Raw genomic sequence first — 15,973 nt, 5'->3', positions numbered from 1 at the left:
TGGCCCCGCCCCCCGGGAGGTCCGCACGGGGGCCGGAGGCCGGTGCTTCAGGCGAGGTTGTGGAAGACGTGCTGCACGTCGTCGTCCTGCTCCAGCATGTCCACCAGCTTGAGCACCTCCGTGGCCTGCTCCTCCGGCAGCTCCTTCAGGGTGCCGGGCAGGGGGATGTACTCGGACTGGGTGGACACCGGCGCGATGTTCTTGGCTTCAATCGCCGACATCAGCTTGCCGAAGTCCGCGAACTTGCAGCGCAGCAGCAGCTGCTTCTCGCCCTTCTCGCCCGTCGTCTCGCCCATCTCTTCCAGGCCATGGTCGATGAGCTCCAGCTCCAGCTCGTCCGCGTTCAGCCCTTCCGCGTCCAGGCGGATGGCGCCCATGTGCTCGAAGAGGCGGGACACGCTGCCCGCGGTGCCCATGCTCCCGCCCAGCTTGGTGAAGGGGAAGCGGACGTTGGCCACCGTGCGGGTGACGTTGTCCGTGGCGGCCTCCACCAGGATGCCCACGCCGTGCGGGGCATAACCCTCGTACAGGAGGATCTGGTAGTCCGCCTGGTCCTGGCCGCTGGCGCGCTTGATGGCCGCGTCCACGTTCGCCTTCGGCATGTTCGCCGCGCGGGCGTTCTGCACGGCCCGGCGCAGCGCGGGGTTCGATTCGATGTTCGGTCCACCCGCCTTCACCGCGATCACGATGTCCTTCGTGATGCGGGTGAAGACCTTCGCCATCTTGTTCCAGCGGGCGAACATCGTCGCCTTGCGTGTCTCGAAAATGCGTCCCATGGTGTCCTCAATATACCGTGAGCCGCTCCGGTGGAGAGGCTTTCGGAGATGGAGCCTGTGTCACCCTCGCGGGTAGCGGCTCGCCAGCGCGTCGGCCAGGGGCCCCGCGCCCGTTCGCAGGGGGTCCACGCAGGGCAGGCCATGCGCCCGGCCGGTGGCCTCCAGCAGCTTCAAAGCGTCGTCCTCGCCCAGGTGTTCGGTGTTGATGGCGATGCCCGTGCACTGGATGGCCGGGTTCGTCAGCCGCCCCTCCAGCACCGTGCGGTCGATGACGTCCTGGATGGACGGCAGGGGGTGTTTCACGCCGCGCATGCGCGTGCGCGTGGGCTCGTGACAGACGATGAAGGCGTCCGGCTGCGTGCCGTGCAGCAGGCCCAGCGTGACGCCCGCGAAGGAGGGGTGGAAGAGCGACCCCTGGCCCTCCACCACGTCCCAGTGGTCCGCGTCGTTCGCGGGCGTGAGCCACTCCGCCGCGCCGGAGACGAAGTCGGACACCACGGCGTCCAGCGCCACGCCCCGCCCGGAGATGAGGATGCCTGTCTGTCCGGTGGCCCGGAAGTCCGCCTTCCACCCGCGCTGGCGCAGCTCCTTCTCCAGCGCCAGCGCCGTGTACTTCTTGCCCACCGCGCAGTCGGTGCCCACCGTCAGCACGCGCAGGCCGGGCCGCTTCGTGCCCTGGCCCGTGGCGAAGTCCCGGTCCGGGAAGCGCACGTCGTGCAGCCTGCGCCCGTGCTTCGCCGCCGCCGCGGCCACGGCGGGGAAGGAGGACAGCCGCCTGTGCAGCCCGGTGGCCACGTCCAGCCCTGACTCCAGCGCCCGCACCAGCGTCTCCACCCACGCGTCCGACAGCACCCCGCCCGGGTTCACCACGCCCACCACCAGCGTGCGCGCGCCCTTCGCCTTCGCCTGGGCAAGGTCCATGTCCGGCAGCCCACAGTCCGCCGCGCAGCCCGGGAGGCGCAGCTGACCCACGCACCATTCCGGCCGCCAGTCCACGATGCCGTGAGCCGTCTTGGCCGCGAGCTGATCCTTCACGTCCCCGAGGAACAGCAGGTAGGGCTTGTCGATGTCCACGCGCGGTGCCTTAGCACGGCCGAAAAACGGCGTGGAAATGGCGCGGGGGAATAAGCGCGACACCGGACGTAACAGGGGGGAGCCCGGCCACGGGCTTCCCCTCGACAGCCCTGGAGTCCCCCCATGCCCTTCATGCCTTCCGCCGCGTTTGTCTTCGCCGCCTCGCTGGCCACCGCCCGCGGCGGACCGCTGAACGGCGTCTGGTTTGACAGGCGCCGCGCCACGGGCCCGGGCGTGGTGCCCGGCGCCTTCAAGACCCGGCTTGGCATGGGCCTCCGCCTGGAGCTCCGCTCCTGCTAGCCCTCCGGGCTGCCGTGCCGGGCCTCCCACCCGTCAGGTGGGAAGCGCCGGGGAGGGTTTCGACGGACTTCGCGGGCGATGCGGCTCCTGCTAGGAACGCCCCCGTGGTCTTCCGCCCGCGATCACCCCGCGTCGCTCCCCGGCCCGGGGAGTCCTCCGCATCCGAGCCGGGGGTGCCTTCGGCCTCCCGTGAGGACGCCGCGGAGTTCCAGGCACTCATCGCGAAGTGCGCTCCGGCCCTGGAGGAGCGCGCGCGCATCCTGTGCCGGGGCCGGAACCCGGCGGACGCGAAGGACCTGCTGCAGGAGACCTACGAGCGGGCCTTCCGCGCGTTTCATACGTATGACCGGTCCGCGCCTCCCATGGCGTGGCTGGCGTCCATCCTCGTTCGACGCTTCCTCGACTGGTGCCGGCACGACCGGCGCCACCCCCAGGAGGAATTCACCGACGCGATGGGGGATACCCTGGCGGAGGCCGAGCCCGCCCCGGAGACATGGGCGCGCTACACGTTGGACGACGTGTGGCAGGCGGTGGAACAGCTCCCCCCGGAGCTGCGCGAGGTGGTCCGCATGAAGGACATGGAGCGACAGAGCTACGCGGAGATCGGCCGGCGGCTCGGCATCCCGTCCATGACGGTGGGCACCCGTCTGTTCCGGGCGCGCAAGAAGCTCAAGGAGCTGCTCCTCGCCCGGGAAGGCACCGCGGGGGGCCCGGCGTGACCGTCTCTTGTGAACAGCTCGCCGCCTTCGCGGACGGGGAGCTTCCGCTCGACGAGGCCGAGGCCTTCCAGGTCCACCTCGCGCAGTGCGCGGAGTGCCAGGCCGGCCTGGAGGACCAGGTGCAGGCGAGCCTCCTGGTGCAGGCCGCCGCGGAAGAACGTGTCGCGCCCGGAGCAGAGCCCCTGCGGTCCGTGAGCGCCGAGTCCGGCATCGATGCACGGCCTGCGAGGGCATCGGAGGTGGAAGCCAGCCCCGCCGCATCGGCATCGGGCCCGGGGCTCCGGTCCGTGCCCGGCACTGGAGGCCAGACCGCGCCGGTGCCTGGCGGTGGGACGCGGTCCACACCTGCCCGTCCTCGTGCCCGCGCGGCCTGGGAGCGACGCCGGGTGGCGGGCTTCGCGGCCGCGGCCGCCGCGGTGGTGCTCGCGGTGCTGGCGGTGGCCCGTCCATGGCGCCCGCCTGAATCCGAACGCGCGCTGCCCTTCGCGCTCGCCTCCGCGCGCCCGCTGGAGGGCCGGCCGAGCCACCCGGGTCTGGCGGATTACCGCGCCCCGGGCACGCTGCGCGGCGGCGCGGAGGGACGGCCGGAGCTGGACCTCAAGGCCCTGTCGGAGCTGGAGGCGAAGGGCGACCTGCACGGCGTCGCGACGGCGTGGCTCGCGGCCGGGGACTTCGAACGCGCGGAGCGCATCCTGGAGCGCCTGCCCGCGTCGCCCGCCGTCCTGGGCGACATGGCCCTGGCGGCCCTGGGCCGTGCCCAGCCGGAGCGCGCGCTGACGCTGCTGGAGGCGGGGCTGGAGACGGCGCCGGACGACCCGCGGCTGCACTGGAACCGGGGCCTCGCGCTCCAGGCGCTCTCGCTGGAGCTGGCCGCCGCGGCGGAGTTCTCCCGCGTGGCGCAGGCGAAGGAGCCCGGCTGGAGCCCCGAGGCCACCGAGCGCGCGGACGGCCTGCGCAAGGGCGCGCTGGCGCGGCGGGACTCGTGGCAGGCCATGAACGCGGCCGGCATGGCGCTGGCGCTGGACGGCACGCCGTACCCGGCGTCGATGGCGCGTCGCAACCCGGACCTGGCGCGGCTGTACCTCTACCACGCGCTCCGCGCCGCCCCGTCCGTGGAGCGCGTGAAGGCGCTGGCGCCGCTGGCGGAGGTGTTGGACGACGCCAACCACACGAAGACCGCGAGCGCCTACGTGGCGCACGTGGCGGCGGCGGACTTCCGCAAGCGAGGCCCGCTGGCCAACACCTACCGCGAGCTCCTCTCCGGCACGCGGTCGCTCCAGGGGCCGGAGGCGGACGCGTTCCTCGCGCGGCTGCGGCGCTCGGGCGAGCGCGACCTGCTCCTGGGCGCCATCCTGCTGCTCCACCAGGAGGACCACCTCGTCGACGAGCTGACGCCGCTGGTCCGCCAGTCCGGCGAGCCCGCCTGGTACGACGCTCCGCTTGCCCGAGGCCGGGCGCAGGCGGCGCAGGAGCGGGGGGACATGGAGACAGCGGAGACGTCGCTCCGGAACGGTTTGGCGGCGTGCCGGAGCGCGGGCTTCGGCTACCGCTGCGTGGACCTCCAGCGGCACCTGGCCGCGCTCTACAACCGGTTGGATCGCCGCAAGGAGGCCGACTCGCTGGCGCGCTCCGCGCTGGAGGAGGCGTTCCGCAGCGACAGCTGGTACCAGGAGGAGCTGCTCCTGTCCGACCTGGTGACGAGCGCGCGGCTGAGCCACGCCCCGGCGCTCGCGCGCGCCTATCTGGACGAATACCTCCAGCACTCGCCGGAGGACTGCGCGCGGCGCTCGGAGTACCACCACGCCCGGGCGCTCCTCTTCGTGGAGGACCTGGACGCGAAGCGGGCCCGCCGCGAGGTGCAGGACGCGCTCGCCTGTCCCACCGCGCCCACGCTCCTGGAGGTCGCCGTCGCCGGAGACCTGCTGCGGCTGGAGGGCGGCACGGTGCCGGGCCGCGAGCTGGACCGCGTCCGTGAGCGCATCCGGATCCTGCGTGACGACCCGTCGCTGACGCCCGGCGAGCGGCTGCTCGTGGACCACATCGAAGGGCGCATCCTCATCGAGCGCGACCGCGAGGCGGGCCAGAAGATCCTGCGCGGCGTCATCACCGGCTCCGCGCTCCAGCGCTCCACCGACATCGAGGCGCGCAAGGCCTGGGCCCACAGCCACCACGTGCTGGTGATGGACGCGGGCCGGTCGAGGGAGTGGGGCCCCGCGGTGGACCTGCTCGCCGAGGAGGTGGACCGCACCGCGCCCACGTCCTGCCTGCTGGCGCTGGCCGGCCAGGACGAACGGCTGCTCTTCGTCGCCCGGGGACCCACGGGCGCGAGCACCGGCCTGTACCTCCACGCCCTCCAGCGGCCCCTGCGTGAGCAGATGCCCGCGGTGCCCGAGGCCATCCTCCAGGGGCTCGCCGGCTGCGACGCCGTGCGGGTGCTCGCGGAGCCCATCCTCCAGGGGCGTCCGGGGCTGCTGCCCTCGGACCGCGCGTGGAGCTACCTGGCCCCGGGGGGCCGCCGCGTGGAGGCCCCGGCCGCGGCGCCCGTCCGGAAGCGGCTGGTGGTGTCGGACGTGGAGCCGCCCGCGACGCTGGGGCTGCCGCGCCTGATGCCGTGGAAGGGCGCGACGGGCCCGGGCGACGTCCACCTGCGGGGGCGCGCGGCCACGCCGGAGGCGGTGCTCGCGGAGATGGAGGACGCCACGGAGGTGGAGCTGCACACGCACGGCCTCTCCGGCACCGTGTCCGACGCGGCCTTCCTGGCGCTGTCCCCGGACGCGGCCGGCCACTACGCGCTCACCGCGGAGGACCTGGAGGGGCACACGCTGCGGGGCTCGCCGGTGGTGATGCTGGCGGCCTGTGACGCGAACGTGGGCGCATGGCGCTACCACGCGGTGTCCAGCCTGCCCTCCGCGCTCATCCAGGCGGGCGCGCGGGCCGTGGTCGCGCCGTCCACGGAGGTGCCGGACGTGGAGGCCGGGGCCTTCTTCCAGGCGCTGGTGGAGTCGCTGCGGCGCGGCATTCCTCCGGCCCAGGCGCTCCGGGACACACGTGCCAGGTGGCTCCAGCGGGGCAGTGCCCGGTGGGTCCAGGATCTGGTCGCGTTCGAATAGGTAGAGTCCCCGCGAATATTCGTGCAGCCGCGCGTAAGGGAAGCGGGAGGAAGCATGATCACGCGTTGGAAGTCCGCAGTGGGCAGGGCGGCGGTGGGAGTCGCCACCCTGTCGGCGATGCAGGCCGGCGCCCAGCAGGCGAAGGCCCCGAACACCCCGGTGAACCTCACCCCGGTGGCGAAGTCCACCGCGAGCCCGGCGGCGCCGAAGGCCACCGGCTCGGTGGACGTGGCCGTGGACGAGGGCGCCAAGGGCACCCGCCTGTACCGGTATGACCGCGCCAGCGGGAAGCTCACGCTGCTGAAGCAGCTCACCCAGAAGGACGCCACCAGCGCCACCTCGGGGTTCAAGGCGCTGTCGGCCCTGGAGGCCGGTGGCGGCACGGCCTTCACGGATCCGGAACGCGGCGGCGCCGTGTCCCCTGAAGGCCCGCGCCCCAAGGGCGGTGGCGGCCCCCCGGGCGGACATGATCCGGGCGCCCTCACCCAGACGGAGCTGGCCAACATCAATCGCGAGCTCACCGCGATGAAGCTGAACAAGACCCAGGTGAAGATCGGCCCGCCGGTCCTGCGGTAATCCCAGCCTCACGCGGGATGCAAAGGATGGCCGTGGCGCCGGGGTGGGGGCACGTACCCTCGCCCTGGAAGGCCACGGCCTTTCACATTCCTGGATGGATGCCGACCCGCGCGTTCAACCCCAGACGCCCCGAGTGTCGGCCCTGCCGCCGCTCCCGCGTTTACCGCACCTCTCGTGGCTTGGCACACGTACAACGTGCTCACACTTTTCGTGCGTGAGGGGGCACAGCTCGCCCGTTTGTCTTTGACACCCTCCTCGTCCGAACGTCCGTGGGCCCCGGCCGGAGCGCCCGCGGTAGCAGAAGGGTGCACACATGGGGAACGTCAAGAACGGGCAGCGTCTGGGCACGGGTGTGTCCACGCGGTGGGGGGCGGTGGGGCTGATGCTGGCGGTGATGGGGTCGGGCTGTGCCCCCGGAACCCGGGAGGCTTCGTCAGCAGACCCACTGGCCGCGAAGGAGCAGGCGGCGCTCAGCTACAACAGCCTGTCGTTCAACGGGCTGTCCTTCAATGGCCTGTCATTCAATGGCTTGTCGTTCAACGGACTGTCGTTCAATGGCTTGTCATCCGAGGCCTTCACGGCGTGGTTCAACGCGGACCCCGCGCTCGCGGACGAGGTCATGCGTTACGTCGTGCGCTGCGCGGTTCCCGCCGGGCAGACGCGCTCGTACACGGAGCCCCAGACGAACACGGTGCACACCTGGGCGGGGCTCCTGGGCCTGACGCCGGGCTGGGCCGGCGGGGCGCCCGCGACCGTGGCCGAACAGCAGGTCATCTCCGCGTGCCTGGCGGCGCACACGAATCCCTTCGGCGTGAGCGTGCCCATCTCCGTGCTGGGCCGGGATGGGTTGGGGGCGGAGATCCCCGTGTCCGCGCAGGAGCTGGCCACCTTCGCCTGGCCGGAGTCGTGCTTCTTCGGCAACCTCTTCCAGGAGCAGGGCCTCTATGCGGGCAGCCAGAACCCGCCGCTGGACGCGACCCAGAGCACGACGCGCGCGTGCGCGGTGGTGGATGGCTCCGGAATGCCTCGCATGACGTGCGCGCCGCTCACCTACGTGGGGCGCTGCTCGGACCTGTGCACGTCCGGGGGGACGGGCGGTCTGGCCTTCGCGAACTGCACGGTGGGAGGCGTCACCTTCCAGCCAATCACCACGCGCGTGCGCGCCGCGGAGCTGGCCGTCTGTGGTGACGGCATCTGCCAGGTGACGGAGTCCTGCGGCGCGTCCAACACGTACGACGCGTGCGCGGCGGACTGCGGCGCCTGCCCGTGAGCCTGGGGTGGCCTTCAGCCGGAGTGGGAGCCCAGGCCGGAGGCCGCGCCCGCGCGCAGCCGTTCATGCAGTGCGTCCGTGAGCAGGTACCAGAACTGCACGTTGCCGAAGCTGAGGATGTCGCCGCCCCTCAGCGGCACCTCGCGCTGGCCGATGGTGCTGGCGTTGACGAAGGTGCCATTGGTGGAGCCCAGGTCGCGCACGGTGCAGCGCGCTTCCGCGCGGCTCCACTTGAGCTCCGCGTGCTGCTTGGACACGGACCCGTCGTCCAGGACCAGCTCGCAGTCCAGCCGCCTGCCAATGCGCAGCACCTCCGAGTCCCGGAGGGTGGGCAGGGTGGCGACGAGCAGGTCGTCGAACTCAAAGAGCAGGGAGAGCATGCCCTGTTCAACGTCGCCGGGGGCCGCCATGCGGGTGGGCGCGAGCGCGGCGGCGGACAAATCCGACGGCGGGCGCTGCACGAGCGCGAAGGGCCCCAGCTGATGTTGAAACGCACCCACGGGGAGGGCGGCGGCGAGCGCGCGCAATTCCTGGACGGACAGCACGTGGGGCAGCCTAACGGGTTGGCCGTCGGGCGCCCAGCCACTACCGGACGATGCCGGTGCGGCTTTCATTGACCGGCCAGTCACTCGTTCCATACATTGAGCGTTTCGAGTCGCGGGCCGGGTTCCAGGAGGGGACGCCGGACCCCCGATGCCAGCAGGTGACGGAAGGAGCGGTGGTTCGATGAGCGGGAGCGACAACATCCCGATGACCCCCCACGGTCTGCAGAAGCTCAAGGACGAGCTGAAGCAGCTCCAGACCGTGGAGCGGGGCAAGATTTCGCGTGAGATCGAGGTCGCGCGTGCGCACGGCGACCTGCGTGAGAACGCGGAGTACCACGCGGCCAAGGAGAAGCAGTCGCACATCGAGGGGCGCATCCTGACCCTCGGCGACTGGATCGCTCGCGCGGAGGTCATCGATCCGGCGAAGCTGGGCGGCGACAAGGTCGTCTTCGGCGCCACCGTGGAGCTGGTGGACACGGAGAATGACAAGGCCATCAGCTACCGGCTGGTGGGAGAGACGGAAGCCGACCTGAAGAAGCGGTGGATCGCCGTGACCTCGCCGGTGGCGCGCGCGCTCATCGGCAAGAAGGTGGGCGACATCGCCACGGTGCAGAGCCCCGGCGGCGTGCGCGAGCTGGAGGTCGTGGCCATCAGCTTCGAGGATCCGCAGGAGGAGCCCTCCAGCGCGAGCTGAAGCCGGCTGGCTGGATGTCCTTCGGGGGGGCGGGCCTGGGCTCGCTCCCCCGGTTTCGTTTTCCCTGCGGCGTCAGGTGCGCTTCGTAGGATGGACGCTGGAAACCCCGCGTGAACCACCCGCTCGCCAGCCTCATTGGACCTCTCAAGTACGCGTGTCAGCGTGACTTCGCCCAGCTCGGGACCGTGCGGGATCTGCGCACGTTGATGGAGCGCACCCTGGCGACGGCCGGGGGCGTGGATGCGCGGGCGCTGGAGGACCTGAGGGCGGCCTTGCCGCACGTGGATCCGCCCGCGCCACCGGAGCACCGAAAGGCCGCGCTGCGCCAGGTGCTGGGCGCGCTGAAGCTCAGCGGCGTGACGCTGCCGGAGGAGCTGGAGCGGGTGGTCGTCACGGGGGAGATCAACGCCGTGGCGTCAGGGTTCCCCCGGGCGCCGGAGCGTGCGCACGTGCTGGAAGGGGAGCTGGCCTCCGCGCCGCCTCGCCGCCGGTTGACGCCCGCGCAGGGGACGGCCGAGGTGCGGGGCAACACCGTGCCGCCGTGGCGTTCGCAGGACCCCGTGCCGCCGGTGGGCGGTGGGGCCGCACCCGCGCGCACCGCGACCTCCGCGGGGGCAAACCAGGTTCAGGCGAAGGGTGAGCCCGTGCCCTACGGCGCGCGCATGGCCGCGGCCCGGACGCGGACCGCGAACCCCGCACCGGTCGAAGTCCAGACCTACGGCGCGCGCATGGCCGCGGCCCGCAACGCCGCCGCTGTTCCCAACGGCCCGGCGGCCCGGGCTCCGAGCGCGAAGCCCAACGCCAAGGGGGCGCCGCCCGCGGACCGCGCTCCGACGGAGAAGGCCCGGAAGAAGAAGGCCAAGGCCGTGGGCGCGGAGGCGTCGCGCTCCGAGGCCAGGCTCCTGTCCATCGCGCCGCGCACCGGCCCGCTGTCCGCGCCGCTCAAGACGCTGGGCAAGCGCCTGGGGCCGCGGCTCGTCGCGGTGCTCGACAAGAAGGGCCTGCGCCGCACGGGCGACATCCTGTTCCTCCTGCCACGCTGTTACGAGGACCGCCGCAAGCTGCGCACCATCGCGGAGCTCATCCCCGGCGAGCGCGGCGTGACGGTGGGCACTGTCAAGACGGCCGACTTCGTCCCGGGGCGCGGCGGCAAGCGCATGTTCCGCGCCGTCGTGGGCGACCGCTCCGGCAGCATCGCGGCCACGTATTTCAACGCCGGGCCGTGGCTCAAGAGCCGCTTCTCCGTGGGCAAGCAGCTGGTGCTCTCCGGAGAGGTGCGCGCGTCCATGAACGGCCGGGAGATGGCGCACCCGGAGCTGGAGCCCGCCGAGGACCTGGAGAACTCCACCTCCGTCCACTTCCACCGCATCGTCCCCGTCTACCCGGGCTTCGAGCGCGGTGAGCAGCGCTCCTTCCGCGAGCTGGCCTCGCGCATCAGCGAACAGCACGCGCACCACCTGGAGGAGCCGCTGCCCGCGGAGCTGCGCCGCCGCTATCACCTGATGGGACTGCCGGACGCGCTGCGCTTCATCCACTTCCCGCCCGACGACGCGGACCTGGAGGCGTTGGATGCGCACCAGAGCCCCGCGCACCGCCGGCTCGCGTTCGACGAGCTCTTCTTCCTCCAGCTGGGCATGGCGCTCAAGCGCCAGGGCATCAAGGCGGAGGAGGGCATCGCCTTCAACGTGAGCCCGGAGCGGCTGGACAAGGCCCGCGCCGCGTTGCCCTTCCAGCTCACCGGGGCGCAGGCGCGCGTGGTGGGCGACATCGCCCGGGACATGGCGCGCCCGGAGCCCATGAACCGCCTGGTGCAGGGCGACGTGGGCAGCGGCAAGACGGCCGTGGCGCTCGTGGCCGGCATGGTGGCGTTGCAGGACGGCTACCAGGTGGCGGTGATGGCCCCCACGGAAATCCTGGCCGAACAGCACGAGCGCACCTTCCGTCGCATCCTGGAGCCGCTGGGCTATCGCGTGGGGCTCATCAGCGCGGCGGGCACCGCGAAGCACAAGCGCGAGGTGCGCGAGGCCGTGAGCAAGGGCGACATCCACCTCGCGGTGGGCACGCACGCGCTGCTGGAGGGGGGCGTGTCCTTCCAGAAGCTGGGGCTCGCGGTCATTGACGAGCAGCACCGCTTCGGCGTGCTCCAGCGCCACACGCTGATGAGCAAGGGGCTGACGCCGGACGTGCTGGTGATGACGGCCACGCCCATCCCGCGCACGCTCGCGATGACGCTCTACGGCGACCTGGACGTGTCCATCATCGACCAGCTGCCGCCGGGCCGCACGCCCATCACCACGCGCGTCTTCAACAACGAGCAACGCGCGCGCGTCTACGAAGCCGTGGGCGCGGAGCTGGCCAAGGGCCACCAGGCCTACGTCGTCTATCCGTTGGTGGAGGAGTCGGAGAAGCTGGACCTGGAGGACGCCACCCAGGGCGCGGCGAAGCTGCAGACGGTGTTCCCCAACGCCAGCGTGGGCCTTTTGCACGGGCGCATGAAGCCGGAGGAGAAGGACGCCGTGATGGAGGCCTTCCGCGACAAGCGCATCGAACTGCTCGTCTGCACCACCGTGGTGGAGGTGGGCGTGGACGTGCCCAACGCGTCCGTCATGGTGGTGGAGTCCGCGGAGCGCTTCGGCCTGTCGCAGCTGCACCAGTTGCGCGGGCGCGTGGGCCGTGGCGCCGCGGCCAGCTACTGCTTCCTCGTCGCGGGCGCCGCGCGCTCCTGGGAGTCCACCGAGCGGCTGGGCGTGATGGAGCGCAGCAGCGACGGCTTCGTCATCGCGGAGAAGGACCTGGAGATCCGCGGCCCCGGCGAGTTCCTCGGCACGCGCCAGAGCGGCCTCCCGGAGCTGGCCGTGGCCAACCTGGTGCGCGATGGCGACCTGCTGTCGCTCGCCCAGGCGGAAGCGCGGCGCATCATGGACAAGGACCCGCGGCTCCAGGACCCCGACCATCAGGGGCTCGTGAAGGCGCTGGAGGAGCGCTGGGAGGGCCGGCTCGCGCTTGCCCGGGTGGGGTAGGGGCGGCGAGGCGGGCCATCGGCCCCCGGGTTGCCTCGCACTGTCGGCGTGCTTACGTTTTCCGTCGGAGGACCACGGGGGGACGTCAGCGATGGGAGACTGGGGCCGAGCGGAGTATCTGGCACGGCAGGGCATCCGGGACCGGAAGGTGCTCGCGGCGATCGCCAACCTGAGTCGCGCGGACTTCGTGCCCGCGGGCGAGCGGGACGCGGCCTACCAGGATGTCCCCCTGCCCATCGGCCACGGGCAGACCATCAGCCAGCCCTACGTGGTAGCCCTGATGACAGAGGCCCTGCGCCTGCGCGGCTGTGAGCGCGTGCTCGAGATTGGCACCGGCTCCGGCTACCAGACGGCGGTGCTGGCTTTGCTGGCCCGCGAGGTCTTCACCGTGGAGATCGTCCGGGAGCTGGCCCGGCCCGCGCGGCGGCTGCTCCACCGGCTGGGCTTCACCAACGTGTTCTTCCGGGAGGGCGACGGCTCCCGGGGTTGGCCCCAGGCCGCGCCCTTCGACGCCATCATCGCCACCGCCGCGCCGGAGGAGATCCCCCGGGAGCTGCTGCGGCAGTTGAGACCCGGGGGGCGGATGGTCATCCCCGTGGGAGGGATGCACGAGACGCAGGATCTGCTGCGCGTGCGCCGGAGACGGCCAGGGATGCTGCCCCGGGTGGACCACCTGCTGCCGGTGCGCTTCGTTCCGATGACGGGCGTGGGCTCGGCCTCGAGTTGAGGCGACCGGAGTTGGCGGGTGCGGCGGGCCGCGCGCCTGCATGCCCGGCATCCCGGGCCGCGTTGCCGAGCGGAGAGGGGACCGGTAACGTCCCGGACATGATCATCTGCCCGGTCTGCGACCACGTGCAGTCGGAAGGCGAAGAGTGCGAAGGCTGTGGCAAGCGCTTCCCCGGCCTCGGGAACATCCCCGCGCCCGCCGTGGCCCCGCTGCCGGAGCTGGAGCTGACGCACCACGTGGGGGGCCGCGTGCCGGTGGACGCGCCCGCGCTGCCGGAGCTGGACCTGACGCGGCTGCGCTCGGGGCCGGACCTGCCGGCCACGGTCGTGCCCGACCTGGAGCTGACGCGCTCGGGCGTCACGGGCGAGGTGCCCGTCGTGGCGATGGCGGACCTGGACACGGGCCGCGCGCAGGACGACGGCGTGCGCACCGCCGCCCCCGTGGGCGCGGTGACGTGCCGCTACTGTCGCCACGTCCAGGCGGAAGGCCTCCTCTGTGACGGCTGCGGCATGCGGCTGCCCCGCGTCCGTGTCGCGGCGCCGGTGACGGCGAAGCGCGCGGCCGAGGGCGAGCGCGTGCCCTGTCCCTCCTGCCACGTGCCGGCCTGGCCGGGCCGCGCGTGCGTGGCGTGCGGCACGAAGGTGGAGGTGGAGGCATGACGGCGGCGCCGGCGCTGAAGGCGGGCTACGCGTGCAGCGAGGGGTGTGGCTTCACCGCCTCGCTGTGGGACGTCGTCTACCGCTGCCCGCGCTGCGAGGGCCTGCTGGAGGTGGTCCACGACGAGGCCGCCCTGCGCGCCATCCCCGCCGCCGAGTGGAAGCGCCGCTTCGAGTCCCGCTTCGCCACGTCCCGGCTGCCGGACGGCTCCGGCGTCTGGGGCAAGCGCGAGTGGGCGCTGCCCGAATTGCCGGTGGAGGACATCGTCTCGCTGGGCGAGGGCCGCGTGCCGCTCAAGCCGCTGCCGCGCATGGCGGCGGAGCTGGGGCTGGGCTCGCTGATGTTGAAGGAGTGCGGCGTCTCGCCGACGGGCAGCTTCAAGGACTGGGGGATGACGGTCCTGGTGTCCGCGGTGAAGCACCTGCGCGCTCGGGGCACGCCCATCCGCGCGGTGGCGTGCGCGTCCACGGGTGACACGTCCGCGGCGCTGTCCGCCTACGCCGCGGCGGCGGGCATCCCCGCGGTGGTGTTCCTGCCGAGGAACAAGGTGTCGCTCGCGCAGCTCGTGCAGCCCATCGCGAACGGGGCGCGTGTGCTGTCGCTGGACACGGACTTCGACGGCTGCATGAAGCTGGTGCAGGCGGTGACGGCGGACACGGGGCTGTACCTGGCGAACTCGATGAACTCGCTGCGCATCGAGGGCCAGAAGATGATCGCCATCGAGCTGTGCCAGGACCTGGGCTGGGAGCCGCCGGATTGGATCGTCATCCCGGGTGGCAACCTGGGCAACGCGAGCGCGCTGGGCCGTGGCCTGGACCTGCTCTTCAACCTGGGGCTCATTTCGCGCCGGCCGCGCATCGCGGTGGCGCAGGCGCAGCGGGCCAACCCCCTGGCGCGCGCCTTCCGGGGCGGCTTCCAGGAGCTGGTGCCCATGCAGGCGGGAGCGACGCTCGCGTCCGCCATCCAGATTGGCAACCCGGTGTCCTTCCGCCGCGCGGTGCGGATGCTGCGCGCGTTCGACGGCGTGGTGGAGGAGGCGACGGAGTCGGAGCTGTCCAACGCGGCGGCCCGGGCGGACCGGGAGGGCACCTTCACCTGTCCCCAGACGGGCGTCGCGCTGGCGGCGGTGGAGAAGCTGGCCACGTCGGGTGTGATGGCGAAGGGCTCCAGCGTCGCGGTGGTGGCCACCGCGCACGGGCTGAAGTTCGCGGACTTCAAGGTGGGCTACCACCGCGAGACGCTCAAGGACGTGCAGGCCGCGCACGCGAACCCGCCGCTGGAGCTGCCCGCGGACCTGTCCGCGGTGCGCGAGGCCCTGAAGGACCTGGGCTGAAGGCCTCGCGCGCCTCGCGGGTGGCGCTACTCCACCTCGAGCGGCAGGCGCGACTCGATGGTGAGCCCGAAGCCGGAGATGCCCCGGTACGTCATGTCCGTGTTGGACATCACGCGCATGGTGCTCACGCCCAGGTCGGTGAGGATCTGGCAGCCCATGCCCACGTCGCGCGACTCGTTGGCCGCGCGGCTGACGGACGCGTTGCTGCCGTCGCCCGAGCGCTTGTGGTGGATGCCGAAGTCGTTGCCGTGCATGCCGGGCAGGTAGACGATGACGCCCGTGCCCTCGCGCGCCACGTTCTGCATCGCGCGATCCAGCAGCAGGTTGCACTTGCAGTCGGGCGAGCCGAACACGTCGCCCATGGCGCAGGCGCCGTGCAGGCGCACCAGCGGGGCGGGCTGGGGCTTGGACGGGTCGCCCTTCACCAGCACGAGCGACTTCGCGCCGTCGGGCGTCCACGTGTACGTGAAGGCGGTGAACTCACCGTGGCGGGTGCGCACGACGCTCTGGCCGGGCTCGCGGCGCACCAGGCGGTCCTTGCGGCTGCGGTACTCGATGAGGTCCGCGATGGTGATGAGCTTGAGGTCGTGCTCGCGCGCGAACTGCTTCAGGTCCGGCATGCGCTGCATGGTGCCGTCGTCCTTCACCAGCTCGCAGAGGATGCCGGAGGGCTGCAGGCCGGCGAGGCGCGCCAGGTCCACGGCCGCCTCGGTGTGGCCCGCGCGGCGCAGCACGCCGCCTTCGCGGTAGCGCAGCGGGAAGATGTGGCCGGGGCGCAGGAAGTCGTCCGCGGTGCTGTTCGGGTCCGCGAGCGCGCGGATGGTCTTCGTGCGGTCGCTGGCGGAGACGCCGGTGGTGGTGCCGTGGCGGAAGTCCACGGAGACGGTGAAGGCGGTCCGGTGGGACTCCGTGTTCTCCGCCACCATCTGGGGCAGGCGCAGGGCGTCCAGCCGCTCGGCGAGCATGGGCTGGCAGATGATGCCGCTGGTGTGGCGCACCATGAAGGCCAGCTGCTCGGGAGTGGCGAGCTCGGCGGCCATGATGAGGTCGCCTTCGTTCTCGCGGTCCTCGTCGTCCGCGACGATGACGCACTTGCCGGCCTGGATGTCGCGGACGGCCTCCTCGATGGTGTTCAACTCGGAGTCTCGGCTCATGTCGGGGGAACTCATCCT

The 15,973-nt window shown here is 72.3% G+C and carries 14 protein-coding genes; 10 read left to right on the top strand and 4 right to left on the bottom strand.

The features are described 5' to 3' along the window. Positions 1–47: 47 nt before the first annotated feature. A complete protein-coding gene (locus KYK13_RS22945; protein ID WP_223633198.1) occupies positions 48–776 on the bottom strand; it encodes a YebC/PmpR family DNA-binding transcriptional regulator in 729 nt (242 codons plus the stop codon). 60 nt (positions 777–836) lie between these two features. Further along, positions 837–1,850: an N-acetyltransferase DgcN gene (dgcN, locus tag KYK13_RS22940; RefSeq protein WP_223633196.1), complete on the bottom strand. Its 1,014-nt coding sequence runs from the start codon at positions 1,848–1,850 to the stop codon at positions 837–839. A 123-nt stretch (positions 1,851–1,973) separates the two neighbouring features. Between dgcN and KYK13_RS22935 the strand changes: the two genes are divergently transcribed. The 5 genes from KYK13_RS22935 to KYK13_RS22915 all read left to right on the top strand — a co-directional run bounded on the left by KYK13_RS22935 (position 1,974) and on the right by KYK13_RS22915 (position 7,825). Then, a complete protein-coding gene (locus KYK13_RS22935; RefSeq protein ID WP_223633194.1) occupies positions 1,974–2,150 on the top strand; it encodes a hypothetical protein in 177 nt (58 codons plus the stop codon). A 173-nt stretch (positions 2,151–2,323) separates the two neighbouring features. Further along, positions 2,324–2,869, top strand: a complete 546-nt coding sequence (locus tag KYK13_RS22930; protein ID WP_223633192.1) for an RNA polymerase sigma factor — start codon at positions 2,324–2,326, stop codon at positions 2,867–2,869. Next, entirely contained in the window at positions 2,866–5,979 is a 3,114-nt protein-coding gene (locus tag KYK13_RS22925; protein WP_223633189.1) for a CHAT domain-containing protein, read from the top strand. Before KYK13_RS22930 ends, KYK13_RS22925 begins: the two co-directional genes overlap by 4 nt. Before the next feature lie 54 nt (positions 5,980–6,033). Further along, the gene (locus KYK13_RS22920) at positions 6,034–6,555 is read left to right on the top strand and encodes a hypothetical protein (protein WP_223633186.1); all 522 of its coding nucleotides are present in this window, start codon (positions 6,034–6,036) and stop codon (positions 6,553–6,555) included. A gap of 313 nt (positions 6,556–6,868) precedes the next feature. Next, positions 6,869–7,825 carry a hypothetical protein gene (locus tag KYK13_RS22915; protein WP_223633183.1) on the top strand — a complete coding sequence of 319 codons (957 nt, stop codon included), beginning with the start codon at positions 6,869–6,871 and terminating at the stop codon, positions 7,823–7,825. Between the two features lie 14 nt (positions 7,826–7,839). Here KYK13_RS22915 and KYK13_RS22910 read toward each other — a convergent pair whose 3' ends face one another. Then, positions 7,840–8,370, bottom strand: coding sequence for an FHA domain-containing protein (locus KYK13_RS22910; protein WP_223633180.1), 531 nt, complete (start codon positions 8,368–8,370; stop codon positions 7,840–7,842). Positions 8,371–8,551: 181 nt separating this feature from the next. Between KYK13_RS22910 and greA the strand changes: the two genes are divergently transcribed. From greA to thrC, 5 genes are all read left to right on the top strand, one after another. Next, the gene (gene greA / locus KYK13_RS22905) at positions 8,552–9,064 is read left to right on the top strand and encodes a transcription elongation factor GreA (protein WP_223633177.1); all 513 of its coding nucleotides are present in this window, start codon (positions 8,552–8,554) and stop codon (positions 9,062–9,064) included. 110 nt (positions 9,065–9,174) lie between these two features. Then, entirely contained in the window at positions 9,175–12,084 is a 2,910-nt protein-coding gene (gene recG, locus KYK13_RS22900; protein WP_223633174.1) for an ATP-dependent DNA helicase RecG, read from the top strand. Between the two features lie 91 nt (positions 12,085–12,175). Further along, positions 12,176–12,811 (top strand): protein-L-isoaspartate(D-aspartate) O-methyltransferase, encoded by a 636-nt coding sequence (locus KYK13_RS22895; RefSeq protein WP_223633172.1) that lies wholly within the window; start codon positions 12,176–12,178, stop codon positions 12,809–12,811. Positions 12,812–12,909: 98 nt separating this feature from the next. After that, positions 12,910–13,470 (top strand): hypothetical protein, encoded by a 561-nt coding sequence (locus KYK13_RS22890; protein WP_223633170.1) that lies wholly within the window; start codon positions 12,910–12,912, stop codon positions 13,468–13,470. Then, the gene (thrC, locus tag KYK13_RS22885; protein ID WP_223633168.1) at positions 13,467–14,801 is read left to right on the top strand and encodes a threonine synthase; all 1,335 of its coding nucleotides are present in this window, start codon (positions 13,467–13,469) and stop codon (positions 14,799–14,801) included. Before KYK13_RS22890 ends, thrC begins: the two co-directional genes overlap by 4 nt. 26 nt (positions 14,802–14,827) lie before the next feature. Here the strand turns inward: thrC and ribB are convergent, their stop codons facing one another. Beyond that, positions 14,828–15,955 carry a 3,4-dihydroxy-2-butanone-4-phosphate synthase gene (gene ribB, locus KYK13_RS22880; protein WP_223633166.1) on the bottom strand — a complete coding sequence of 376 codons (1,128 nt, stop codon included), beginning with the start codon at positions 15,953–15,955 and terminating at the stop codon, positions 14,828–14,830. Between the last annotated feature and the right edge of the window lie 18 nt (positions 15,956–15,973).

Source organism: Corallococcus sp. EGB, assembly GCF_019968905.1.
GTDB lineage: Bacteria > Myxococcota > Myxococcia > Myxococcales > Myxococcaceae > Corallococcus.
This window is presented reverse-complemented; position numbering and strand designations above follow the sequence as displayed.

What these genes read in the sequence shown, in the direction of transcription:
- KYK13_RS22945 (WP_223633198.1), bottom strand. Translation starts at nt 776, where the DNA reads ATGGGACGCATTTTCGAGACACGCAAGGCGACGATGTTCGCCCGCTGG.
- KYK13_RS22935 (WP_223633194.1), top strand. Translation starts at nt 1,974, where the DNA reads ATGCCCTTCATGCCTTCCGCCGCGTTTGTCTTCGCCGCCTCGCTGGCC.
- KYK13_RS22920 (WP_223633186.1), top strand. Translation starts at nt 6,034, where the DNA reads ATGATCACGCGTTGGAAGTCCGCAGTGGGCAGGGCGGCGGTGGGAGTC.
- KYK13_RS22915 (WP_223633183.1), top strand. Translation starts at nt 6,869, where the DNA reads ATGGGGAACGTCAAGAACGGGCAGCGTCTGGGCACGGGTGTGTCCACG.
- greA (WP_223633177.1), top strand. Translation starts at nt 8,552, where the DNA reads ATGAGCGGGAGCGACAACATCCCGATGACCCCCCACGGTCTGCAGAAG.
- KYK13_RS22895 (WP_223633172.1), top strand. Translation starts at nt 12,176, where the DNA reads ATGGGAGACTGGGGCCGAGCGGAGTATCTGGCACGGCAGGGCATCCGG.
- KYK13_RS22890 (WP_223633170.1), top strand. Translation starts at nt 12,910, where the DNA reads ATGATCATCTGCCCGGTCTGCGACCACGTGCAGTCGGAAGGCGAAGAG.
- thrC (WP_223633168.1), top strand. Translation starts at nt 13,467, where the DNA reads ATGACGGCGGCGCCGGCGCTGAAGGCGGGCTACGCGTGCAGCGAGGGG.
- ribB (WP_223633166.1), bottom strand. Translation starts at nt 15,955, where the DNA reads ATGAGCCGAGACTCCGAGTTGAACACCATCGAGGAGGCCGTCCGCGAC.